The sequence below is a fragment of the Peptostreptococcus canis genome, from assembly GCF_014229965.1.
Lineage (GTDB): Bacteria > Bacillota > Clostridia > Peptostreptococcales > Peptostreptococcaceae > Peptostreptococcus > Peptostreptococcus canis.
In genome coordinates, this window is the sequence record NZ_JABGBW010000007.1 from 20,943 (window position 1) to 44,760 (window position 23,818).

Annotated in this window: 36 protein-coding genes; 31 read left to right on the forward strand and 5 right to left on the reverse strand. The window is 29.3% G+C overall.

The features are described from left to right. The first annotated feature begins 9 nt into the window (after positions 1-9). Together grdD and nox are read left to right on the forward strand one after the other, a co-directional pair. Complete coding sequence (gene grdD, locus HLB29_RS07540) at positions 10-1,152, forward strand: glycine/sarcosine/betaine reductase complex component C subunit alpha (protein WP_185624565.1); 1,143 nt, start codon at positions 10-12, stop codon at positions 1,150-1,152. Positions 1,153-1,443: 291 nt separating this feature from the next. Then, entirely contained in the window at positions 1,444-2,781 is a 1,338-nt protein-coding gene (gene nox / locus HLB29_RS07545) for a H2O-forming NADH oxidase (RefSeq protein WP_185624566.1), read from the forward strand. 65 nt (positions 2,782-2,846) lie between these two features. On the opposite strand, the gene HLB29_RS07550 is transcribed toward nox, so the two are convergent. The 4 genes from HLB29_RS07550 to HLB29_RS07565 form a co-directional block, all read right to left on the reverse strand. Next, positions 2,847-3,872 (reverse strand): site-specific integrase, encoded by a 1,026-nt coding sequence (locus HLB29_RS07550; RefSeq protein ID WP_185624567.1) that lies wholly within the window; start codon positions 3,870-3,872, stop codon positions 2,847-2,849. Between the two features lie 133 nt (positions 3,873-4,005). Further along, a complete protein-coding gene (locus HLB29_RS07555; protein ID WP_185624568.1) occupies positions 4,006-5,085 on the reverse strand; it encodes a cell wall-binding repeat-containing protein in 1,080 nt (359 codons plus the stop codon). 36 nt (positions 5,086-5,121) lie between these two features. After that, entirely contained in the window at positions 5,122-5,604 is a 483-nt protein-coding gene (locus tag HLB29_RS07560; RefSeq protein WP_185624569.1) for an ImmA/IrrE family metallo-endopeptidase, read from the reverse strand. Between the two features lie 3 nt (positions 5,605-5,607). Then, entirely contained in the window at positions 5,608-6,033 is a 426-nt protein-coding gene (locus tag HLB29_RS07565; protein ID WP_185624570.1) for a helix-turn-helix domain-containing protein, read from the reverse strand. A gap of 169 nt (positions 6,034-6,202) precedes the next feature. On the opposite strand from HLB29_RS07565, the gene HLB29_RS07570 reads away from it, so the two are divergent. Then, on the forward strand, positions 6,203-6,418 hold the full coding sequence (locus HLB29_RS07570) for a helix-turn-helix domain-containing protein (protein WP_185624571.1): 216 nt from the start codon (positions 6,203-6,205) through the stop codon (positions 6,416-6,418). A gap of 39 nt (positions 6,419-6,457) precedes the next feature. Continuing rightward, positions 6,458-6,604, forward strand: coding sequence for a hypothetical protein (locus HLB29_RS07575; protein ID WP_185624572.1), 147 nt, complete (start codon positions 6,458-6,460; stop codon positions 6,602-6,604). On the opposite strand, the gene HLB29_RS07580 is transcribed toward HLB29_RS07575, so the two are convergent. After that, a complete protein-coding gene (locus tag HLB29_RS07580) occupies positions 6,601-6,864 on the reverse strand; it encodes a hypothetical protein (protein WP_185624573.1) in 264 nt (87 codons plus the stop codon). The genes HLB29_RS07575 and HLB29_RS07580 overlap by 4 nt on opposite strands. A gap of 135 nt (positions 6,865-6,999) precedes the next feature. Between HLB29_RS07580 and HLB29_RS07585 the strand changes: the two genes are divergently transcribed. The 27 genes from HLB29_RS07585 to HLB29_RS07715 all read left to right on the forward strand — a co-directional run bounded on the left by HLB29_RS07585 (position 7,000) and on the right by HLB29_RS07715 (position 23,737). Beyond that, positions 7,000-7,191 (forward strand): DNA-binding protein, encoded by a 192-nt coding sequence (locus HLB29_RS07585; RefSeq protein WP_185624574.1) that lies wholly within the window; start codon positions 7,000-7,002, stop codon positions 7,189-7,191. Then, positions 7,184-7,882: an ORF6C domain-containing protein gene (locus HLB29_RS07590; RefSeq protein WP_185624575.1), complete on the forward strand. Its 699-nt coding sequence runs from the start codon at positions 7,184-7,186 to the stop codon at positions 7,880-7,882. The genes HLB29_RS07585 and HLB29_RS07590 overlap by 8 nt, the downstream gene beginning before the upstream one ends. A 200-nt stretch (positions 7,883-8,082) precedes the next feature. Then, positions 8,083-8,865, forward strand: coding sequence for a phage replisome organizer N-terminal domain-containing protein (locus tag HLB29_RS07595; RefSeq protein WP_185624576.1), 783 nt, complete (start codon positions 8,083-8,085; stop codon positions 8,863-8,865). Positions 8,866-8,885: 20 nt separating this feature from the next. Then, positions 8,886-9,293, forward strand: a complete 408-nt coding sequence (locus HLB29_RS07600; protein WP_185624577.1) for a hypothetical protein — start codon at positions 8,886-8,888, stop codon at positions 9,291-9,293. Between the two features lie 3 nt (positions 9,294-9,296). Beyond that, positions 9,297-9,509, forward strand: a complete 213-nt coding sequence (locus HLB29_RS07605) for a hypothetical protein (protein ID WP_185624578.1) — start codon at positions 9,297-9,299, stop codon at positions 9,507-9,509. Next, positions 9,502-9,693 (forward strand): hypothetical protein, encoded by a 192-nt coding sequence (locus HLB29_RS07610; RefSeq protein WP_185624579.1) that lies wholly within the window; start codon positions 9,502-9,504, stop codon positions 9,691-9,693. The genes HLB29_RS07605 and HLB29_RS07610 overlap by 8 nt, the downstream gene beginning before the upstream one ends. Before the next feature lie 123 nt (positions 9,694-9,816). Beyond that, positions 9,817-10,044: a hypothetical protein gene (locus HLB29_RS07615; protein WP_185624580.1), complete on the forward strand. Its 228-nt coding sequence runs from the start codon at positions 9,817-9,819 to the stop codon at positions 10,042-10,044. A gap of 4 nt (positions 10,045-10,048) precedes the next feature. Continuing rightward, positions 10,049-10,303 carry a hypothetical protein gene (locus HLB29_RS07620; RefSeq protein WP_185624581.1) on the forward strand — a complete coding sequence of 85 codons (255 nt, stop codon included), beginning with the start codon at positions 10,049-10,051 and terminating at the stop codon, positions 10,301-10,303. 11 nt (positions 10,304-10,314) lie between these two features. Then, positions 10,315-10,980 (forward strand): DNA cytosine methyltransferase, encoded by a 666-nt coding sequence (locus tag HLB29_RS09725; protein ID WP_185624582.1) that lies wholly within the window; start codon positions 10,315-10,317, stop codon positions 10,978-10,980. A 149-nt stretch (positions 10,981-11,129) separates the two neighbouring features. Further along, complete coding sequence (locus HLB29_RS09815; protein WP_334298243.1) at positions 11,130-11,438, forward strand: DNA cytosine methyltransferase; 309 nt, start codon at positions 11,130-11,132, stop codon at positions 11,436-11,438. Positions 11,439-11,455: 17 nt separating this feature from the next. Then, positions 11,456-11,710, forward strand: a complete 255-nt coding sequence (locus HLB29_RS07635; RefSeq protein WP_185624583.1) for a hypothetical protein — start codon at positions 11,456-11,458, stop codon at positions 11,708-11,710. Beyond that, positions 11,710-12,135 carry a hypothetical protein gene (locus HLB29_RS07640; RefSeq protein ID WP_185624584.1) on the forward strand — a complete coding sequence of 142 codons (426 nt, stop codon included), beginning with the start codon at positions 11,710-11,712 and terminating at the stop codon, positions 12,133-12,135. The genes HLB29_RS07635 and HLB29_RS07640 overlap by 1 nt, the downstream gene beginning before the upstream one ends. 209 nt (positions 12,136-12,344) lie before the next feature. Further along, the gene (locus HLB29_RS07645; RefSeq protein ID WP_185624585.1) at positions 12,345-12,875 is read left to right on the forward strand and encodes a hypothetical protein; all 531 of its coding nucleotides are present in this window, start codon (positions 12,345-12,347) and stop codon (positions 12,873-12,875) included. Positions 12,876-12,944: 69 nt separating this feature from the next. Next, positions 12,945-13,493, forward strand: coding sequence for a site-specific integrase (locus HLB29_RS07650; RefSeq protein WP_185624586.1), 549 nt, complete (start codon positions 12,945-12,947; stop codon positions 13,491-13,493). 190 nt (positions 13,494-13,683) lie between these two features. Further along, the gene (locus HLB29_RS07655; protein ID WP_185624587.1) at positions 13,684-14,109 is read left to right on the forward strand and encodes an HNH endonuclease; all 426 of its coding nucleotides are present in this window, start codon (positions 13,684-13,686) and stop codon (positions 14,107-14,109) included. Between the two features lie 102 nt (positions 14,110-14,211). Then, on the forward strand, positions 14,212-15,111 hold the full coding sequence (locus HLB29_RS07660; protein ID WP_185624588.1) for a hypothetical protein: 900 nt from the start codon (positions 14,212-14,214) through the stop codon (positions 15,109-15,111). Between the two features lie 121 nt (positions 15,112-15,232). After that, positions 15,233-15,712 (forward strand): phage terminase small subunit P27 family, encoded by a 480-nt coding sequence (locus HLB29_RS07665; RefSeq protein ID WP_185624589.1) that lies wholly within the window; start codon positions 15,233-15,235, stop codon positions 15,710-15,712. 1 nt (position 15,713) lies between these two features. Further along, entirely contained in the window at positions 15,714-17,477 is a 1,764-nt protein-coding gene (locus HLB29_RS07670; RefSeq protein WP_185624590.1) for a terminase large subunit, read from the forward strand. An 18-nt stretch (positions 17,478-17,495) separates the two neighbouring features. After that, the gene (locus HLB29_RS07675) at positions 17,496-18,731 is read left to right on the forward strand and encodes a phage portal protein (protein WP_185624591.1); all 1,236 of its coding nucleotides are present in this window, start codon (positions 17,496-17,498) and stop codon (positions 18,729-18,731) included. Then, positions 18,712-19,407: a head maturation protease, ClpP-related gene (locus HLB29_RS07680; RefSeq protein ID WP_185624592.1), complete on the forward strand. Its 696-nt coding sequence runs from the start codon at positions 18,712-18,714 to the stop codon at positions 19,405-19,407. Before HLB29_RS07675 ends, HLB29_RS07680 begins: the two co-directional genes overlap by 20 nt. A gap of 42 nt (positions 19,408-19,449) precedes the next feature. Beyond that, on the forward strand, positions 19,450-20,601 hold the full coding sequence (locus HLB29_RS07685; protein WP_185624593.1) for a phage major capsid protein: 1,152 nt from the start codon (positions 19,450-19,452) through the stop codon (positions 20,599-20,601). A 16-nt stretch (positions 20,602-20,617) separates the two neighbouring features. After that, entirely contained in the window at positions 20,618-20,908 is a 291-nt protein-coding gene (locus tag HLB29_RS07690; RefSeq protein WP_185624594.1) for a head-tail connector protein, read from the forward strand. Between the two features lie 12 nt (positions 20,909-20,920). Further along, positions 20,921-21,295 (forward strand): phage head closure protein, encoded by a 375-nt coding sequence (locus HLB29_RS07695; RefSeq protein ID WP_185624595.1) that lies wholly within the window; start codon positions 20,921-20,923, stop codon positions 21,293-21,295. A 19-nt stretch (positions 21,296-21,314) separates the two neighbouring features. Next, positions 21,315-21,743 carry an HK97 gp10 family phage protein gene (locus HLB29_RS07700; protein WP_330604444.1) on the forward strand — a complete coding sequence of 143 codons (429 nt, stop codon included), beginning with the start codon at positions 21,315-21,317 and terminating at the stop codon, positions 21,741-21,743. Between the two features lie 11 nt (positions 21,744-21,754). After that, the gene (locus HLB29_RS07705) at positions 21,755-22,180 is read left to right on the forward strand and encodes a phage tail terminator family protein (RefSeq protein WP_185624597.1); all 426 of its coding nucleotides are present in this window, start codon (positions 21,755-21,757) and stop codon (positions 22,178-22,180) included. A gap of 22 nt (positions 22,181-22,202) precedes the next feature. After that, positions 22,203-23,303 (forward strand): phage tail sheath subtilisin-like domain-containing protein, encoded by a 1,101-nt coding sequence (locus tag HLB29_RS07710; RefSeq protein ID WP_185624598.1) that lies wholly within the window; start codon positions 22,203-22,205, stop codon positions 23,301-23,303. 11 nt (positions 23,304-23,314) lie between these two features. Then, positions 23,315-23,737, forward strand: coding sequence for a phage tail tube protein (locus tag HLB29_RS07715; protein ID WP_185624599.1), 423 nt, complete (start codon positions 23,315-23,317; stop codon positions 23,735-23,737). Positions 23,738-23,818: the final 81 nt, after the last annotated feature.

Below are 23,818 nucleotides of genomic sequence, written 5' to 3' on the forward strand. Positions count from 1 at the left end.
GGAGAGGATATGTCTAATAAACTAATATCTGATGTGCTGCTTGAAGTTGCAGGTGCAATAGAAAGTGGTAATTTTGGAAAGAAAATCAAAGTTGGTCTAACTACTCTTGGAAGTGAACATGGTTCTGAAAATCTAATTAATGGAGCCAAACTTGCGAATAATGGTATGTTCGAGATAGTTTTGATTGGTAAGGGTGATGAAGAATTCACTTCATATGAAGTCGAAACAGAAGATGAAATGTACAAAGTTATGGAAGAGTTATTGGACTCAAAGGAAATTGATGCTTGTGTAACTATGCACTATAATTTTCCAATCGGCGTGTCAACTGTAGGTAGAGTATTAACTCCAGGTAGAGGGCGTGAAATGTTTATTGCAACTACTACCGGCACATCTTCAACAGACAGAGTAGAGGCTATGGCAAGAAATGCTATATACGGTATAGCAACTGCAAAATCTTGTGGTATAAAAAATCCAACAGTAGGTATATTGAATCTTGATGGTGCAAGACAAGTTGAAAAAATTCTTTTAAATATAAAAGAAAATGGATATGAATTTGATTTTGCTGAATCAATGAGAGCAGACGGTGGATCAGTAATGAGAGGAAATGATCTTTTAATAGGCGTACCTGATGTAATGGTAACAGATTCTCTGACTGGTAACTTATTGATGAAAGTATTTTCTTCTTTCAATACAGGTGGAGATTTTGAAGCACAGGGGTTTGGATACGGTCCTGGAGTTGGTGAAGATTACGACAGAAGAGTATTGATATTATCAAGAGCAAGTGGTACTCCTGTAGTTGCAAATGCGTTAAAATATGCATTTGAAATAGCCAAAGGAGAAGTAAACAAAATTGCAAGAGAAGAATATAAAAAAGCCATTTCTTTTGGACTAGATAAGGAATTTGCGGAACTAAAAAATAAGAAAGCTCCAAAAGACAAAGTGGAAGAAATAGTAGCCCCACCAAAGGAAGTAGTAACTGAAGGGATAGCCGGTGTGGACATACTTGATTTGGAAGATGCAGTAAAGGCTCTTTGGAAAGAAAGTATATATGCAGAAAGCGGAATGGGTTGTACAGGTCCTATAGTAATGGTGGCACCGGAAAAACTTGAAATAGCAATTGAATGCTTGAAGAAAAATGATTTTATAAAATAGATAATTAAAAAGTGTTAATAATGATTATATTTTCATCGATATATTTGTCATTGTTGACACTTTTTTATTTTATCAAAGATATACTAGTTGGTTTTATGATAATTATAGATATAAAATATTTTTACAATCAGAAAAGTTATATATAAATATTCTATAAAATAATAATTTTTTTGGTTTAAGAAAACAATTTCATGGGTAGAATACAAATGTAAAAATAAAATTCATTATTAAATGTATTTTTATTTGTGTATATAAAAATGTTATTTAACAAACAAACGGAGGTTATTAATTATGAGTAAGATTATTGTAGTAGGAGCAAACCATGCTGGTACAGCGGCAATCAAGACGATTTTAGGAAATTATCCAAACAATGAAGTTATAGTATATGATAGAAATAGTAATATTTCGTTCTTAGGTTGTGGTATGGCACTTTGGATAGGAAATCAGATTTCTAAGCCAGATGGTTTATTTTATGCTGACAAAGCTTCTTTAGAATCAATGGGAGCAAAGGTACATATGGAGGCAGATGTTCACAACATAGATTTTGACAATAAGAAAGTTTTTATAAAGTTAGCAGATGGAACTGAAGTTGAAGATAACTATGATAAGCTTATATTAGCGACCGGTTCTCTTCCAATAATTCCGCCAATTCCTGGTAAGGATTTAGAAAATGTACAGCAGGTTAAATTATATCAGAATGCACAGGAAGTAATAGATAAATTACAAGATCCTAACATAAAGAATATTACAGTTGTTGGGGCAGGATATATAGGTGTTGAATTAGCAGAAGCTTTTGAAAGACATGGAAAGAATGTTACAATGGTTGATATCGCAGAAACTTGTCTTCCAGCTTATTATGATAAAGAATTTACAGATTTAATGAAAAAGAATCTGGCAGATCATAATATAAATCTTGAATTTGGTCAGGCTGTCAAGGAACTAAAGGGTGAAAATGGTAAAGTAACTACTGTTGTAACGGATAAGAAAGAAATTCCGGCTGATATGGTAATATTATCTATAGGATTTAGACCTAACAATAATTTAGGAAAAGATAACTTAGAATTATTTAAAAATGGAGCTTATCTTGTGAATAAGAAACAGGAAACTAGTGTAAAAGACGTGTATGCAATAGGAGATTGTGCTACTGTATTTGATAATTCTATTGATAATACAAGCTATATTGCTCTTGCTACAAATGCAGTAAGAAGTGGTATAGTTGCTGCACATAATGCTGCCGGAACAGAAATAGAATCAATCGGAGTACAAGGATCAAATGGTATTTGTATATATGATTTAAAGATGGTTTCAACAGGAATCACCGTTGCAAAAGCGGAAAAATTGGGAATAGAAGTAGAATATACAGATTTTGAAGATACACAAAAGCCTGCGTTTATAGAAACATCTAATCCTAATGTAAAACTTAGAATAGTATATGATAAAAATACAAGAGTTGTATTAGGAGCTCAGATGGCTTCTGAATATGATATGTCAATGGGTATACATATGTTCTCATTAGCAATTCAGGAAAAAGTGACAATAGATAGATTAGCTCTATTGGATATATTCTTCTTACCTCATTTTAATCAGCCATACAACTATATTACAATGGCTGCTATAAGCGCTAAATAGATTGGAAATACTAACACAGCCACGGGGTGAAATACTCCGTGGCAATGTTTTGGCAATGTTTTAATTTATTCATCTAGTTTATCCAAGAAGTCGACTGCTTCTGTTGATCTATTTTTATATAGATGTGAATACGTATTTAAGGTTGTAGTAGGTTTAATATGTCCTAATCGTTCACTAATGATTAATACATCAACTCCATTATTTATAAGCATACTTGCATGCGAATGCCTTAAATCATGAACTCTTATGTGATGTAAATTGTATTTTTTACATGTTCTTTTTAATTGTGATTGTAACCATGTGTTTGTAGTTCTATTAAATAATCTATCATTTTTTCTAGGTTTGTATATTGATTTAATATACTCATCTACATCTATTTTCAACTGTCTATGAATGTAAACCTTTCTTATCGATTGTTTATTTTTAGTTGCACAGAATTTTTTACTTCTATAATCATATGATTTATTTATGTCAATATAATTTTCATGTATATCTCCAAATGTTAATCCTAGCAATTCACCATATCTAATTCCTGTAAAAAATAGAATTTTAAAGGCAATAATTTTTTCAGGATCTTCTAAATAGCTTAAAAAAGTTTTAAATTCTTCAATTGTCCAGAAGTCCATTTTTTTATTTTCAGTTGGGAGTTTATCTAATGCTTTCACTGGATTATATGTATGGTTGTAAATTTTTCCATTATGTGAGTATATTGAATATAGTATTTCTGTGCTTTGATTGATAGTTTTATTTGATTTACCAAGGGCAATCATATGAGCCTGCCAATCCATTATATTTTTAGGAGATATTTCAAGAAGTATCAAGTTATTCATATATTCTAAGTTTTTAGAATACCATTTTTTATTTCTTACAGTTGATTCTCTAAGTCTACTTGATACGTATGTGAAATATTCTTCCATTCCTTGTTTCAAGGTTATATTATTTTTATGACTTGATAAAAATTCTAATTCATATTCCTTTGCTTCTCTTTTAGTTTTAAAACCTCTTTTTTGTTTTTGTTTAAGATTGCCCATATAATCATGATAGTATACAAGCGTTCTCCATGTGCCTGTTCTTTCTTTATATTGTGGCATTCACATTCACCTACTTTCATGTTATAATGTAGGTACAGCAAATAGACCCACTAAGTGAGTTATTTGTGTACAGGATAAGAAGTAGTCGCTTTGGTCGGTTGATATACTTCTTATTTTTTTATATATTATTTTTTTATTTTAGATTTCTTAATTCATTTTCAACATTCTTGGATACCGATTTTTCACCACCAACAATAATTACTTTTTCTATATTATTTTCTTCAATAAAATCTCTTGTATCCTCATTTAGCTTATTAGGTTGAGTTAAAAGTATTGCCCCATTTTCAAATGTTGCAACTGTACCAGAAGCTAGTGCATCAGGGTAGTTGGTACCATCCACTAGGACTATGGTATTTATATCTTTATTTAGAACCGGTTCGTATGCCTTAGCTATCTCAATTGCAGTATTGTATCTGTTTTGTCCTACAATTCTGCCAGTATGAAATATACTTTCAGAGTCAAAATTTTCTTCATCCCAACTATGAATATTCAATCCCATTTTATCTCCTGGAAAAGTTCCCATATAGGAAGGGACAGTTGCATAGCCACCTATAATAAATCTCCAACCTTCTGCCCTTGGATCATCGGATGAATTTATGTAAAAACCATCAAAACTACCAAGATAAGTTGCTTGTACTCTTGCTAATTCTGAAACTAATGGAATTGAGGCCAATAGATCTGGAAACTTTTTATCATTAATTATTATTCCATTTGACATATCTCCTCTAGGTTCTCCATAATGAAACGTATTAAATATAGGTGTATCAACATAACTTTGTATAGGATTCAAATATCCATCCTCATACTTGTCTTGAAATCTAGTAGTTTTAAATTTTTTATATAATAGGAAGTTCTCTATGTTTCTATTTAAAGTCTTAACATCCCCCATTAAATATACTTTTTTCACGTTTAGGCGATTTAATTCATTAATGATACTCTTATTTAATCCACTTGTAGGATTAACAAAGAAAGGAACTTTTAGAGCATTAGCCATATAGCTACCATATAAGGCAGTTCTAAAATCTTTTCCACTAGCTATTATCGCCAAATTCCCGTCAGCATGAACAAAGTATTTCTGTTGTACTTTTAAAGCTGTTTCGTATCTATCTCTACCTGAAATTCTAGATACATTCATATCAGCATAAGATGAAGTAGAAGATATTAAAACTAATATCGACGATAAAACAAGTAATTTTTTGAAATTTTTAACCATGATAATTCCTCCAATAATTTATTATTTATATTAATACTATTTTGTATTAAATTCATCAATCCGATAGACATACAAGCTAGGTTCAAATATTATCAAGAAATCGTTTACAAATACATGAGTACCATACTTTGAAGCATAATACTCTAACGCTTCTTCTAAAAAAAGAACACTTAAATCTAGAAGTTCTGACAATTCATAAATGTTTTGAACGTTATTTTTAAAAAATATTTCTGCTAATCTATCAAGTGGAATTAGTTTGTTATAAGCAACCTTTCGAGCTTGTAATTCCTGTTTAGCGTTATTTATGTTTTTTAAATCTAGTATATTACCGATAGTAGTATAATGATGTCCAAGTTCTTCTGCGAGAACACAGGCCTTGTCTATAGTTGTATCTAAACTTTTATTAATTGCTATTTTATTATTTGTATACAAGCCATCTGCATTACTATTTAATGATACTTCTTTTACTATTATTCCTTCGTTATATGCTTCTTCCAGAAGTTGTTCATATAAAGTCATAAGCTACCACTTATCCATTTCCTCAAAGTCTTTTTTCATTAATTCAATTTGTTCTTCACTAGCATCATCATTATGAGCCGCCATAGTAATGTATGTTGTTGTATATTTATCTATTTCAGTTAGTTCAGAAACACGTTTAATCGCTTCTTTTTGTCCTAAATTATTTAACCTATTATAATTATTTAAAAGTTTTTCTTCATTTTTTGAAAGTGGTTTTATATCAGTACTCCCAAGTAAATATCCTACACTAACATTTAGCGCTTTAGACAAAGGTTCCAATACATCGTAAGGCATTTTACCTATATCGCCATTTTCATATCTGTATATAGTGGCTTTATTTTTATTGATTTTAGCTGCAAGCTCTTCAACTGTCATATCTAATTCTATTCTTCTATTTTTTATTCTAGTAGATATACACAACTTTACCACCCCCCTTATTGCAATTATACTATTTAATTTGCATATTTGCAATATAAAAAGTAAAAAAATAAAAATAATACGCATTTATGCAAAAAAAAGATTGACATTTGACTTATAAAGTTGTAATATATTAATTAATAAATCGCGTATATGCGAAAAAGAAAAGAGGTGATGAAAGATGATAAAAACAAATAAGCTGAAGGCAAAGATTGTTGAAATGGGGTTTAACTTAACGAGTTTCGCCGAAGAGTTAGGAATGGATTATTCAACATTTTATAGGCGAATGACAGGGCAAATGTCTTTTACTGTATCTGATGTTGAAAAAATAACAAGAGTGCTTTATCTCACTAATTCAGAGATAATAGAAATTTTTTTTAGCAAAGAAATCGCATAAATGCGAATAAATAAATCAAGTTGAAAAGAGGTGAGAAGAATGTACAAGTTACTAAGAAAAATTTTAAAAGAGTTAAAAAACATCAGAAAAGAACTCCATATTATTGCGAGTAATATGGAGTCATTAAAACTTACTGAGGACAAAATACTAGAAATATCTCAGTATACAGATACATTAAAATTTTAGCGAGTTGTATATTCCTTCCAAGGTATTCTTGAAGGGTCAATATTGGCTAAAAATTTTACAATATCTTTTCGACCGTGGTACTGAAAAGTGCCTCTACTGTCTTGTGAGGCTAATATTATTGGCATTTGACCGAAAACAGGGAGAAAACTATTTCTAAATTCTTCTATTTCTCTTGAAGAATTATTTAAAAATGAGTTTTTAACAAGAACTATCGCAAAAGTTACTCCTTGTTCTTTAATTACAGAACCAGTAAAAATCATAATTGTTTGGTCTCCTTTCTTAATATTTCAGTACTCCTATACTGATAGTTTAATTATAACATATTAAAACTATTTTGAATATTAAAAAACAACGTTATAAAAAAATATTAATGATTAAAAAGAGGAGGTATAAATATGAATGAGAATTATTACATCACAGCTCAAGAAATAGCATCTATAACTGGTCGCAAAGAAGGCTATGGTTATAAAGTTATAAGAGAACTGAATAAAGAGCTTGAAGAAAAAGGATATAGAATTGTTGGAGGGCGTACACCTAGACAGTATTTTAACGAAAGATATGGAATAGGAGATGATAGACATGAATAATTTACAAATATTTAACAACAATGAATTTGGATGTATTAGAACATTAGAAATTGATGGAGAATATTGGTTTATAGGAAAAGATATAGCCAATATATTAGGTTATCAAAACGGAAGTAGAGATATTAACAGACATGTAGATGAAGATGATAGGCAAAACTACCAAAACGGTACTTTTGAATCAAACAGAGGATTGACAATAATAAATGAATCTGGACTTTATTCTTTGATTTTAGGCAGTAAATTAGAAAGTGCAAAAAGATTCAAAAAATGGGTAACAAGAGAAGTTTTACCAACACTAAGAAAAACAGGAATATATACACTGCCACATATGAGTAAAGAATTGCAAGCTATTTTGATGGTTGACAATAAAACAGAAGAACTAAGAGAAGATTTTAATAATTTCAGAGATAATGCTCCGCTTTTTAATATAGAATGCGAAAGATTAACCAAAGCAGTAAGGAAAAAGGTTATAAAACTTATTGGAATAAAAACTCCTGCGTACAATAGTAAGTCTTTAAGAGGGAAAGTATTTAGTGACTTACAAAGACAGATTAAAAGAGAATTTGATGTAGATAGCTACAAGGCTATTAAGAGAAAAGATTATGATATTGCATTAAGTATAGTTGAAGATTATACATTGCCAATGGCGCTAGAGGATTCAGTAAGACAATTAAATAGCTTGGAGGGATAATGTATGGATGATAGAAAAGTAAGGAACTATGTTGAAGCATTTAAGTTTGCTTTATTAATTTTAATTGAGTATGTAGCTCAATATCTCAGATGGGCGAATAGCTGAAAAAAAGCCGGCCGAAGCCGACAATTTAAAAAATCAAGTTTATTATATCATATAAATTTCAAAAAATAAATAAATTTAGAAAGAAGGAATTAGATGTGAGTGATAATAAAAAATATTACTATCTAAAACTAAAAGAAAATTTCTTTGATTCTGATGAAATACTTTATCTTGAAAGTTTGCCGGAAGGTTATAAATATTCGAATATCCTTTTAAAACTATATTTAAGAAGTTTGAAGAATAACGGAAAACTTTTAATGAATGAATGGATTCCATATAGTCCTGAAATGCTATCAACGGTGACGAGACACAGTGTAGGAGATATAAAACAGGCACTTGTTCATTTTGCAAATTTAGGACTAATTGAAAAAATGGATAATGGAACTATGTTCATGTTACAAATTCAAGATTTTATTGGTAAATCAAGTACAGAAGCTGATAGAAAAAGGAAGTATAGAAATGAGATTAAACAGGAAAAAGAGAAACAAAAATTAATAGCAGGACAAATGTCCGACGTTCGTCCACCAGAGTTAGAGTTAGAGACAGAGTTAGAGATAAGTTGTTATAAAGAAATTCAACAACTACTGAAAAAATATAATATAGATGATTCAAGTATTATTAATATTATAAAAACATTACAGTCAGTTAATAAAAATATTGATTACTTACAAGAAAAAATATTGGTAGTTAAGTCTAAACTATCAAATAAAGAAAATACTGATATTAAAAGTAATATTGGTTTATTGATAAATGTTATAAAAAATGACTGGAAAGTTGTAAACAATAACACTAAAAAATCAAAGTTTCATAATTTTGCTCAGGTTATTTCTAATAATTATTCAAATGAGGAATTGGAAAAGCTAATAGCCAATAAAATTTAGTGAAATAGAAAGGATAATATATGAGATATAAAGCAGGGGATACAGTTTACATAAAAAACGGATTTCTAGGGAAACATTTTGTTGAAATTAATGCTATAGGAGAAGATTTTTATATAGTGAATTGCGAAATATACAAAAATAGCGTAAAAGTAGCAACTGATGATGATATTGATATAGAAATAAGCGACACATTGAATAAGTGTAGTGATTTTGAACTTAAACTAATGCAAAAAATAGAACATAAATATAAATGGATTGCTAAAGATAAAGATGGGCTTGTATATGTGTTTCAGTCAAAACCTGAGAAAGAGATAGGGAGATGGATAGATTCTAAGAATGTATGGGCACCGGTATCAAAAGGATATATAAATTTATTTCCGTCAATATTGTGGAGTGATGAAGCTCCAACATACATAGTGAGGTTATAAAAAATGAAAGAAAAATTATTAAAAGATATTAAAAAAGCATATGATAGAAATTTAAATATTGAAATAAATTTTATTACTAAAAAAGGTGCAGGCATTGCTTGTTTTAGCAAAAGCGGACTAGTCGATCTTAAAAGTTCTATAGTCAATTTTTATGATCAAGATTTAAAGGTTGATTCTCTGCATATAACTGGTTGGAAGGTGATAGAAAATGAGTGAAGTTATTAAATATCCAATAGATAAGGTGATGTCGATAATTAGAGAGTTTTACGAAGATAATGAAATTTTAAAAGTATTTGGGGGTGAAGCTATACAATATGATGATGAAATAATAGATGATGTTGTTAATGCTATGTGCGAAATTATAGATGTGATAAATGAAGAGAATGATTTTGGGAGATAATAGAAAAATGAGTAATTACTGGGCATTTTATAAGCTTTATGGTGAGCTTATAGAGTTTATGGGTGATGATAGATGGAAGTCGTATGTTAGACATAGAAAAATATCGAAAGGGGAGGTGTGAATATGAAAAAGACGTTTAAAAATAAGCAAGAATTAGTTGATTTTGTGAAAAATCAGGTAAACATTGAACTTGAAAATGATAAAGAAAATTTTCTAAATAAGAAAAGAAAAATACTATATACAAAAATATCAGATGAGGATGCTTACTTAGTGATACCGCTATTCAAAAAATACGGGATTGCTCATGAAAGACATTACAGAGAACGTTGGTTTGTTTATGTACGGAGGTAATTTTATGACAAATAGTATAGTTTCAGAAGTTGAAGATATGATAGATGAACTTATAGATTTAATAAATGCTAAACGAAACGAAATAAGTTTTGCTATAAAAAAGCTTTGTGATGAAAGTAAAAAACAATTAGATATAGATAACATACAAAATATTGTAAGCAATACAATTGAATTCTTTTTTAAATATTACAAAAAGGCAGGAATGGAAGAATTAATGAGATATAGAATGGCTTTAGACTGTCTAATTGAAGAAAGATAAGGAAACAAGATATGAAGTTTTTAGATTGTTTTTCGGGGATAGGTGGATTTCGCCTCGGACTTGAAATGGCAGGTCATGAGTGCATTGGACATATAGAGTTAGATAAATTTACCAGGAAAAGCTATGAAGCTATATTCGGCAAAAAAGAGGGGGAGTTTATAAGAAATGATATCACAAAAATTACAGACGAAGAATTCAGAAAACTTAGAGGAGAAGTTAATATGTTGGTTGGAGGATTCCCTTGTCAAGCATTTAGCATCGCTGGATATCAACGAGGGTTTGAGGATACAAGAGGAACTTTATTCTTTGACCTTGCTAGAGCAGCCAAACAAATCCAACCACAGGTTTTGCTGTTTGAGAATGTCAAAAATTTATTATCACACAACGAGGGACAGACGTTTGAGACAATCCTCAAAACGTTGGATGAACTGGGGTATGATGTCGAATGGCAATTGCTTAACTCAAAAAATTTCGGAGTGCCACAAAGTAGAGAACGAGTGTTCGTTGTTGGACATCTTAGAGGAGCAGGTGGACGAAAAGTATTTCCTATCAGATCAAGTAGTAAAAAAAATACTCTTGGAGAGCGAGAATGTACAAATACCATTACAGCAAGATATGGAGAAGCACAAGGAACAGGGGCTTACATTATTAAAAGTAAACAGAAGGAAAAAAAATAAAATTAATTGGAGGCAAAGGCATTAAAACTAGTTTATATATACCAGTAAAAGAAGCAACAAAAAAAAGATATTCAGAAGCATATGAGGGGGATTCAATTAATTTTGAACACCCGAACAGTAAAACTAGAAGAGGGAGGGTAGGTAAAGGAATAGCTCAAACTCTAACGACATCTTGTAATCAAGGTGTTATCATTCAAAGATCTAGAGGAAATAATCATGGTGGCATTCATCGAATATCTCCAACGGTAACAACAAATAGTTTTCAGCATAATAATTTATTATACGATAGATTTGTTGTAAGAAGACTGACTCCTAGAGAGTGTTGGAGATTACAAGGATTTCCTGACTGGGCATTTGAAAAAGCAAAAGAAACTGGAATGAGTGATAGTCAGTTATATAAGCAAGCAGGTAATTCTGTAACAGTAAATGTTGTGTATGAAATAGGTAGACTTTTATAAAAAATTGAGGTGGAATAATGAAAAAACTAATATTATTATTACTGACATGCATACTTCTTGTAGCTTGTAACAATAAAGGTAGGGTAGCAGAAAAGAAGTATTATCCATCACAGATAAAAAAGCTAGAATATATTGAAAATGGAGAAATAAAGCATACTACTGAAATGTATAATGAAGAATATACAATTCTAGTGGATAAAGCAGGCAATAAGAGTAGAATTATTGTAAATAAAGAAACTTATGATAAATTAAGTGTAGGTGATGAGTATTAATGGTAGCTAAAGAGTATTTACAAAAGATTTATAAAATAGATGAAAATATAAAGACTTTAGAAGATGAACTTTTAGAATTAGATACATTAGCAAAGGGTTGTTCAATAAGCTATAATGAAAAAGTTCAAACAAGTTGTACAAATGCTACAGAAAGTATTGTTTGCAAAATTGCGGACACAAAGTCTTTAATAAATGACTTAATAAGAAAAAAGCTTGAACTTATATTAGATGTCAATTTAAAGCTATGCGATATTGATGACAATCTGCTTGAAACACTTTTAATAAAAAGGTATATAAGCTGTGAGAGTTGGGAAAAAATATCCGTTGACTTAAATTACAGTATAAGAGCTATTTATAAACTTCATGGAAAAGCTCTTTTGAAGTTTCAAGATATTTTAGATAAGAGTGCAGTAAAATGCAGTTAAATATATGATATTATGATATTGTAGAAAAAGAAATCAAGGTTCAAAAATAACCTCCTTAATAAATTATTATTCTTAGAAAAGGACATTCAGCGGTGGATGTCTTTTTTATGTTTAATTTTTTAGAAATTTGACTATAATATATTGATATAATTGTTTTCCTTTGATATAGTTTAAGTGAATAATGATTAAAATAAAGGAGGCTGGATGAAATGAAAATATTTATTAAAGGGAAACATAGAAAAAAAGGAATTAAGAAAAAAATAATGGATATTAATTCACAAGACTATATTAATGAATCGTATTATTTTTATATTTTAATTGAAGCTGTTATTAAAAGTACTAGAAAAAATAGTAAAGTGAAATTGAATGAAATTAATAAACATGTGAATAATATTTATTCGGAAGAGATACATGACTTATGGGAAAAAAAGAAATTAAATTTATACTATTTTGATTTTTCAGTGATTATAAATAGTATATTTTCAAGCTTTATTATCTCAACGCTTGTATCATTTGCATTCAGCAACAATGGAATTGAAATATCAACAAAATTATACGTATGTTTAAAAAATGTGTTTCAGGAAAATTTTTGGAAGTCATACTTTATATTTCTAATTATACTTATAATTTCAACTATTATTTTAATTCTTATTTTAATGAAAATACGTCAGAAAGATAAAACTCAAGGTATTGCATATGTAGATTACTTGATGCAAAAAAATAGATTGAATTTAAAATAAAAGGTAAGGTAAAGGGATTATTAATCAGAGTCCTTTTTTAACGCAATGAAAGTGAGGTGATGATATGCTATGAATTATGTAGAACCAATTAGGGATAATAACAAGTTAGAAGATATAATTAAGTATTTAAAAAATACAAATACAAGAAACTACATACTATTTATCCTTGGACTTTTTACAGGATTACGTATATCAGATATACTCAAAATTCAAGTGAAACATGTTAGAAATAAAAAAGAAATTAGGATAAAAGAAAAAAAGACAGGAAAATTTAAAGTAATTAAAATGAATAAATTTTTGAAGAAAGAGTTGGAAATTTATATTCAAGATAAAGACGATTATGAATATCTAATTGCAAATAGCAAAACAGGACATGCTCCAATTACAAGGCAACATGCGTATAGAATAGTTAAAGAAGTATGTAAAAAATTTGGAATTGAGAATGTAGGAACACACTCATTAAGAAAAACATTTGGATATAATTATTATAAGAAAACGAAAAATATTGCTGTATTACAAAATATATTTAATCATAGCGAACCATCTATAACTCTTAGATACATCGGCATTAATCAAGATACTATATCTGATGCTTATGAATCTATGAGTTATTTTTAATTATATATAAAATGTTACATAATGAGTGTGTGTAACATTTAGTTTAAAAATAAGAATATAAATGTTGATGTAATATTTAATAAATCAATATGTGTAAGGTATATAGAAATAGATAAATAAAATATTACAGAATAATAGATATGTCACATTTCAAAAGGGGGGAGGGTACTATCTAAAGGGGGTAATGATATTGGCATTGACTAAGTTATGTAAATGCGGGGCTAAGGTTAAGGTCGGTGAAGTATGCAAGGTGTGTGGATATGATAGACATAAAGCATATGATAAGCTTAGAGATGAGAAGACAAAGAAGTTTTATAAATCATCTCAATGGACGAACCTAGCTAAGCAGACTAAGCAAAGATATTATAATATAGATATCTATCAGTTATACAAGTACAGAAGATTAGTACCGTCTGATATGGTCCATCATATCATACCGGTCAAGGAAGATTGGAATAAGAGACTTGATCCTGATTATTTAATACCTCTTAGCAATAAATCTCATGCAGAAGTTGAAAGAGAATATGATAAAGGATATGAGTACAAGATAGCTAAGGCTAGGGAACTTATAGAATTTTTAAGAAGATTTAGGGAGGGGGATATAAAAAAAGTTTGAAACAAATTTTTCTAGGACCGCGGGGGACTTTTTCTGCGGAAAAATGCCAGAAAGTACCGATCTATGTTATACTGAATTAAATAACATAATTAAGGAGGATTTGTGTTGATAAAAAAAAGATTAAAAAAAATATCCGTTGTAGGTATAATGGTTTTAGTTATGTTGATGTTACTACCAATTCCTATTTTTATATCTGTATTTCTAAATTGGAGAGAATATGGGGGAGTGTTAGATGCGAGTAGTTATGATAAATGGATGGGCATTTACTCACCATATTTTGGGGTAATTGTTGCTATATATACATTTAGTTGGCGAGAGAAAATACATGGCAAAAAAGAAAATAGCATCGTAAGGTCTAGGGAACTAAACATCATGAATAAAGAAATAGATACTATTGAAAGCTTAGTACGTATGCTGATTAAAGATTTAGCATTTTTATGGTATTATAATAAAAAACAGGAAGCAGATGTAGTTAATAATTATATGCCAGAATTCAAAGAAGAAGATTATAATAAAGAAATGTATGGCAAGAGTTCAGAAGAGCAAAAAATGTATACTGAAAAATTGTTCGATGAATCATTTGAAAAAATAGATAAATTGCGTATTTTGGGAATTTATATTGAAAATTCGACATACATATATAATGCGTTTGATTCAGAAGAAGAAAAATTTGTATATGAATTGAAAAAGTCACTGAATATTTATGATTGTATAGATTCATTGCAACATAGAATATCAGAGATATATGGTAAGGCTTGTATTTTATGTCATACTTATTGTGATCCATGCTCTGCAAAAAAATATGAGGAAATTTATTCAGAACTAAAGGTGGAAATTGTATATTTACTGAAGAAATTACTTGAATATAATAGATTTTTAAAAAGGTATTTAAATTTAGACGCAAGAAATGAATATAGCAAAAATATGATTATTAAGAATTTTAAAAAGTGTGTGGAAAATATAGAAGAAGAAAAAAAAATAAAAAGTAATTATATAAAATAATTTACAAAATAGGAGCTGAAAGGCTCTTTTTAGTACCATAAAAGTGTAGTTGTTAGAGAGTAATTAACTCTGACATTTGCACTTATTTTTGTGTAGTAATTTTTGAAAGGAGGGGTTGAACATGGCCAAGACTGGAAGACCACCAAAATTATCGGTTGTGTCTACAGGGAAAATAGGGAAAGAAAAAAAACTGCAAAGAGAAATTGCAGAATCTAAATTAAAAGTTAAGAGAAATCTTAAAGCACCTAACTGGCTTTCTAAAGAAGCAAAGAAAGAATTTAAAAGAGTTGTTGAAGAATCAGAACCTTTAAAGTTGATAGATAATATGGACTTATCAATACTTTCTATTTATTGTGATGCATATGCCACTTATATTGAAGTCACAAAAAAGATAAATGAGTATGGTTTTTCTGATGTAAATGATGAGGGAGAAATATTTATAAAAGACGAAACAAAAGATCTAGTTAAAATCAAAAAAATGCAGGTCGACACTATTATGCAGTGTTCTTCTAAATTAGGGCTTGCCACTTCTGATAGACTTCGCCTTGTTATCCCAAAGTCAGAAGAATCAGCTACAAATCCTTTTCTAAAGTATTTATGATATGGTTGATGTTGAAAAAATTATAGATAGAACAACTGAATATGCTTTGAAAGTTGTAAATAAAAAAATAGAAAAAGGTGATACAGAAACAGCTTGCTGTAAAAGGCATCTTGATGATTTAGAAAAATCAGAAGGTGATTGGGATTACTATTTTGATGTTGAAGAAGCAGAAAAGTATATAGATATATCTAATGAACTTAAAATCGCAGAAGGTGAAGAAGAAGTAAAATTAAAAACAAGAGGATTTCAAAATTTTATTATTGGTTCAATCCATGGATGGAAGAAAAAATCTAATAATGCACTAAGATATAGAGAGGGTTATATACAGTTAGCAAGGCAAAATTCTAAGTCATTTTTAGCAGGAGTGGAAGCTAATAATTTTTCTACATTTAGAGGATATAAATTAGGTAAAGTGTATTGTGCCGCAACAAAACAAGATCAAGCGAATATTGTTTGGGACGAGCTAGCCAAGTTTATAAGGTCAGATAAATGGTTAGATAAAATGTATAAAGTCAGGGAACATGATAGAGTAATTAAGAGTTATGTTACCGGTACTGAAATAAAGGCAATTGGTAGAGATACAAAGTCGGCTGACGGTTTTAGATCTATTCTTGCTATTGTAGATGAGTATCATGCACATCCTAATTCTAAAATGTATCAGTTGCTTTTAGATGGTCAAGTAAATGTTAAATCGGCTCTTACATTGGTTATTACAACCGCAGGATTTAATATAGGAGGTGCTTGTCATAAAAAATATCAAATGTGCAAAAAAATACTGGATGGAATAATAACAAAGGATTCCCAATTTATTTATATTTGTGAAATGGATGAAGATGATGATATATGGGAACCAAGAAATTGGGCTAAAGCAAGTCCTCTCAGAATGTGGAATGATGATGATACTTTAAATGAAGAAATGATACAACGCGTTCAAGAAAAAGCTGTAAATGCTAAAGAAGAAGGCGGAAGTGAGTTAGTAAACTTTCTTACAAAAGAACTAGATTGTTGGGTTACAAATGCAGGCAAGCAATTGCTAGATAATAAGAAATTAATGCAATGTAAGTCTAGGAAATCTTTAAAAGATATGAAGGGTAGAGACTGTATATTAGGAATTGACCTTTCATCAGGAGGTGACTTAACCAGTATTGTTTTATTATTTCCACCAAAGAATGAAAATGAAAAAGTTTTTTTACATCATCATTCATTTATGCCTATCATGAGATTGGAAGAACATATTAAAACTGATGATGTTCCATATCAATTATGGGCGGATATGGGATTGTTAGATTTAACTACCGGTGGTGGTGGATATAAGACAGATTATAGTTTTATAACTGCTTATCTAAGAAAAATTAAAGAAGAGTACAAGTTGAAATTCATTGATTGTGGTTATGATCCGCATAATGCGGGTGCTTTTATAAGTGACTTGGAGTTTCTAGGGTGTGATTTAACTGAAATAACGCAATCTGCAAGGAGTTTGTCAGATGCAACAATAGATTTTAAATTAACTGTAGATGCATTAGGGATTGAATATGATGAGAAAGATGAACTATTTAGCTGGTCATGTTCTAATGCGATTACAACTAAAAATAGTTTTGGTGAAACTAAAATAGAAAAGAAAATAACTACAGGGAGAATAGATCCAATAGATGCAGTTATAGATGCATGGAAACTATATTTTATTAATAAAGATAATTTGAAATATAATGCAGATGATGATTTTGACGACTGGGAAGATTTAATGAAAAGTTTTAAAAAAAAGTAAATTTAAGAAAGGAAACTAATGGGAATAATTAATAAATTTTTCAATAAAGAAAATGAGAACTCTAATATAAAATTATCTGAAATAAATAATTTTTTTAAAAGAAAAAATTTAAGTGTGACTAATGATTTATCAGAGGTCACCTATTTTATTTGCATGAAAGTATTGAGCGAATCTCTTGGGAAATTATCAATACACTTAAAAGATGGTGATGGAAAAAAAATTACTGATCATGAAGCATTAAAATTACTGGCAATAAGACCAAATTGTTTTATGTGTCCAAGTACGTTTAAGACATTACTAGAGTTTAATAGAAATCATTTTGGAAATGCATATGCATACTTGAATTATAAAGGAGCTAAATTAGTTGATATTTTACCACTTAGACCTGAAAATATGAAGATATTAATTGATGATACTAGAGATATTAGAATTAATTCTAGTTATATTTACCAATATTTTCAAAGTGGTAAGATATATTATTTTAAACCAGAGGAGATACTCCATTTCAAAGGTGGAATAGGTAGAGATGGTTTAGTAGGTAAATCGGTAAGAGAAACTTTAGCGAGTACAATTGGAAGTGCAAAAGAATCTCAAAGATATTTAGACAATTTATATAAAAATGGATTGACAGCGAATGCAATTATTAAATATGTGGGTGATTTTAACAAGGATAAGAAAGAGAAATTGGTTAAAGAAATTGCTGAATTTGCTAGTAATGATAGCCATGAGAGGATAATTCCTATACCGCTTGGAATGGATTTAGTTCCACTTGATTTGAAACTTACAGATAGCCAATTTTATGAATTAAAAAAATATAACTCACTTCAAATTGCAGCAGCATTTGGAGCAAAACCAAATCATTTAAATGATTATGAAAAGTCAAGTTACGCTAATTCTGAAATGCAAAATTTAACTTATTATGTTGATACTCTTTTATATATTCTTACTCACTATGAAGAAGAATTTAATTATAAACTTCTAACTGATGAAGAAAGAAGTAAGGGATATCATTTTGAATTTAATATTGCAACTATATTAAGAGGTGATCTAAAGACACAGGCTGAATCACTAAATAGATTAACATCAGGTTCAATTTACACTATTAATGAAGCTAGAAATTATCTAGGAATGCCTAAAATTGAAAATGGTGATGTAATAATGGTTAATGGATCCTATGTTGATTTACATAATATAGGTAAGGCATATGAAAATAGAAGTAAAGGAGGTAAAAAAAATGATAAGAGTAGTGAATAATACTGAATCTACTGATATATATGTAGTAGGTGATATAGTTGATGATAGATGGAAAGGTTGGACATGGGGAGAAGATTTGGATACATATCCATCTGATATAAGATCCTTACTTGATAGTGCTAATGGGAAAAATGTAAATGTATACATTAATTCTGGAGGTGGTGATTTATTTGCGGGTATTGCTATAAGTAATATGTTAAAAAGACATAATGCATCCACTAAAGCTATAGTTGATGGATTGGCGGGTTCTTCTGCTTCTATCATTGCATTTGGTTGCGATAGTATTGAAATACCAGAAAATGCCTATCTTATGATACATAAACCATCATGCTTTTGTGTCGGTGATGCGGAAGATTTCAAAAAAATGGCTGATGCATTAGATACCTTGCAAGAAGGAATATTAAATACGTATATGACAAAGGCTAATGAAGGAATAGAAGCTAATATAGTAAATGAAATGATTAATGCTGAAACATGGTTGACAGGGAAAAAAGCAAAAGAATATTTTAAAGTAGATACAGTGAAAAAAGATGTAGTTATTGACAATAAAGTTGGTAACTACATTTTAAATTATACAAAAATTCCTGATAGTATAAAAAAATCTATAGAAAATAATAATGACATTGAAGATATAGAACTAAAAAATAAAGAAATTGATATTGCACTATATCTATAAAAAATTAAATATCAAAAAAATATTATAAAAAAGGAGAAAAATATGTTACTAAGTGTAGAATTAAAAAAGAAAATTGAAAGTAAGAAAGCAGAAATGAAAGAGCTTAGAGATAAAGGCGATATTGAAAATGCACATAATATAATTGCTGAAATTGAAAATTTAAATAAAAAATTAGAAATACAGTTAAAGCTTGAAGAAGATGACAAGAATCATGTTATTAATTCTGGCAAGGCACATGAGCCACAAGGTGAGGTATTAAACAAAAATAAGGCATTTAACAAGGCTTTAAATGGAAAGAAATTATCTGAAAAAGAAATCGAATATGTTAAAAATAATTTGATTGAAAATTCTGTAGGAGCTACGGGTATAGTAGGTGCAGAAGATGTAAGAGGCGGATATTTACTACCGGAAACACATGAAACTCAAATCAAAGAATTGAGAAGAAAAAGAAGAGCATTAAAGGATTTAGTAAATGTAAAAAACGTAACTACAAGAACAGGGAAATACAGCACAGAAGGTGATAATTCGAAATTAGAACTCGTTAATTTTGAAGAATTAAATGATCTAACAGAAAAAGATCTAAAATTCGGACAAAAATCATGGGATGTAAAAGATTATGGACTGTTAATACCGGTAGCAAATCAATTTTTACAGGACACTGATATAAATATTATTGATTATATAGGAAAAGAATTTGTCAAAGCAGCTGTAAGAACTGAAAATAAGAAGATAATCACTGAAATGAAAAAACTGTCTGCTATAACAATAAAGGGAATAGATGATTTAGTATCTGCATTAAACACAGCGATAGATCCTGCCATTGCAGAAAATGCAAGAATAATCACAAATCAGACGTCTTTCGACTGGTTAGACAGACAAAAGGACTCACAAGGATTGCCATTATTACAACCATCTTTGAGTGAGCCTACAAAGAAAAATTTAAAAGGTAAGATTATAGAAGTATTCTCAGATGAAGAATTAGAACCAAAGACTACTGGAAATTTAACTTTCTATGTAGGAGATTTAGAAGAATATTTGACTTTTTATGAAAAAGAAGGAATTGAAGTTGCAAAATCAGAAGAAGCCGGATTTAAGCAAAATACAACTTGGTTAAGAGTGATTGAGAGATTTGACTTAGGCATATATGATGATAAAGCACTAGTGCTTTGTGAAATGAAGAAACCTACAGCTTAGGGGAAGAGATGATATTGTGGATTTAGAATATGTAAAAAACTATTTAAGAGTAGATGCTGATATAGTTGAAGATGATTTGCTGATTTTAAATTTAATTAATTCAGCAAACTCTTATCTTTCTGAAGCAATTGATAACTACGAGGAAAAGATGAAAAAGGAACAATTCAAATCCATGGCTGATTTAGTTGTGCTTACTATGGTATCTGAATGGTATGACAGTAGGGGATATGTCAAAAATGACAGGTATGACAAAGTAAGCACAATGATTAAATCATTAATTTATCAATTGCAGTATGCATCAGATTAATAAAGGGAAAAAATGATAGTTCAAATAGGTAAATTAGATAAAAGAATTGAGATAATTCATAAAAAAACTGTAAATAAAAAAGGTAATGGAGTAAATGAACTTGATGAACTTAATGAATTAGGTGAATTAGAACAAGGTCATTTGAAATCAATCAAAGTGTGGGCAGAAGTCAAACAGCTTAGAGCTAATGAAAAATTGGAAAGTACAGGAATTATCAATTCTACTGAATATTTAAAAATTGTAATAAGATTTAGAAAAGATGTAAATAGGAAATGTATTATTATTTTTAATGGTTTTGAATATGAAATAACTTCTGTATGTGAACTAGGCAAAAGAAAATATTTAGAGCTAATGTGTGAGCGTGAAGAAAATTTAGAGGTGAATTAAAATTGATGTAAAAATTGAAATTCGGGGAGCAGATGAGTTTGAAAAAGCTTTAAAGAAAATTCAAATGAAATTTCCGGAGGAAGTTATAAAAAAGCTGGATCAAAAAGCTACAGAATTAGAAAAAAATATCGCAGAGGATTTTGAAAATCAAGGTATAGTTAAAACTGGGAAACTTAAAGATTCTTTTAATCATAATATTCCAGAAAAAAAAGCAAATGGATATGAAACAAAAGTCGATTCAAAGGTTCCGTATGCACATTTGATTGAAGAAGGGCATGAATTAGTATTATATAGTCCTAAAAAGAAAGATGGTGGGAAAGCTCATCATCTTGGAAGAGTTAAAGGATACTTTCCTATAGAAAACGCAATAGATAAGCTAAATGAGGATTATTTAGATGATATAGAAGAATGGGTATATAATCTTCTTGATAGAGAGATAAATTGGTAGGAGGTGATTTAATGATTACTATTATGGATGTAAAAAAAGCACTAAATAAAAAATTAAAGGAAGCGACCGGTGTCAATGTAGGTTCTAAAAAAATTGATGAAAATTTTAGAGGGCCTATTTTTTTTACTGAAATACAAATAATAAAATCAAGTGCTATCAATAAATTTCTACATGAAAATAGTTTGAGATTAAGAATTTTGTATTACCCGGAAAAAAAATTTGATAAGATAGATATTTTCAAAACACTAAATGAACTTGAAAAAAGTTTTAGATTGAACTTTAAAGTTTTAGATAGAGTTTTGAATGTACAAGATATTTCATTTGATATAGATGAAGAAAAAGGTTTTTTATATTTTACTTTCAAAACTCAATACATTACAAAGTATGAAAGAAATGAAGAATATGATCTCATGGAAGATTTAAAATTAAATTTATAAAGATTAGAAAGAGAGGTATAAGATGGGACTACAATCTACTAAGATTGATTTTGTAGCTAGAGCTGAGGAAACAGTAAGGTTACTTCAAAGAGGTACAGTAGCAATACTTCTAAAAGCAAATTCTCAAAATGTATATAGTTTTAAGAATTTATCAGAAGCAAAAGCAAAACTAAAAGAAGATTCCATAAAGTTATCTGCTGAAGGTGATAAGGCATTAGAGATGGTTTTTAGAGGAGCTATAAATAGACCATATAAAATTAATATTGCATTTTGTAATGATATAGAAACTATTAATTCATCATTACAAATCTTTGAAGGAATAAAATTTGATTGGTTTTGTGCTCCAGAATTTGAAGCGAAAAATACTGAAATAGTAAATTGGATTAAGATACTTAATGAAGAAAGAAATATGGAGGTTAAGGCAGTAATATCAAATACTAAAGCTGATTCAGAATTTGTAGTTAATTTTACATCTAAAAAGATTATATTAAATAATTTGGGTGGTAAAAATAATGTAGAAGTTACACCGGCATTATTTACTTCAAGAGTAGCAAGTGCACTTGCCGGTACTCCACTTACAAGAGCAATAACTAATTTACAGTTAGATGATGTCGCAAGTGTTGAAAGATTAACTAATAATGAATATGATACAAAAATCAATGCAGGTGAATTAGTTCTCTATAATGATTGGGATAAGGTCAGATTTGGGCGTGGTGTAACATCTATTACTACAATGAATGGTAAGTCAGAGGAAAGAAAAAAAATATTAATAATATCAAAAATGCATATGTGGAAAAGAGAAGTAAAAGAATTAATAAATAATAAATATTTGGGAGCAGTTCAAAATGGAATAAATGAGAAAATGCTGTTGATAACAAGTATAAAGCAGTATAATGCTGAACTTGTTAAAAAAGGAGTAATACTAGGTTCTACAAATGAAAATGATGTAGATATAGATATTACAGCCCAAGAAAAGTATTTGAAAGTTGATAAAAATATAGATACTTCAAATTGGACTGAAAAAGAAATTAGGGATGCGAAAACGGGAAGTTATGTTTTTATTAAAGCAAATCTTGAATTCACTGATGCAATGGAAGATATTCAAGTTACAGTAAGTTGTTAAGGAGATAAAAAATGTTTAATACAGATAATGTTTTATGTGGTACACATGGTGAATTATGGATAGATGATATAGAATACCAAGAAGTTACTGCCTTTAAAGCTGAATTAACACCAGAATTTGGAGATGTTAATAAAGCTAAATCAATGGCAAAACATAAAAAACTCATTGGATATGAATTAAAGGGAGAGGTAACTTTAAATAAAGTTTTATCTTTTTTGATGATGAAAGTCGCAAAAAATTTAAAAAAAGGCAAAGCTACAAGAGTAAAGATTATTTCGAATATAGATGATCCGGATGCACTGGGAAATGAAAGAATTGTTTTATATGATGCAATACTAGAAAAAGCAACTTTAGCGGATTGGCAAAGCAAACAAATTCAAGAAGAGAAAATTCCATTTACTGCTACAGAGTGGGAAATATTAGAATCAATATAGTATTATGCATGGAGGTAGTTATTTAAATCGGAAGAGAAAAGAGTATAGAAAGAGTGCAATTAGTGACATAAAGAGAAGGAG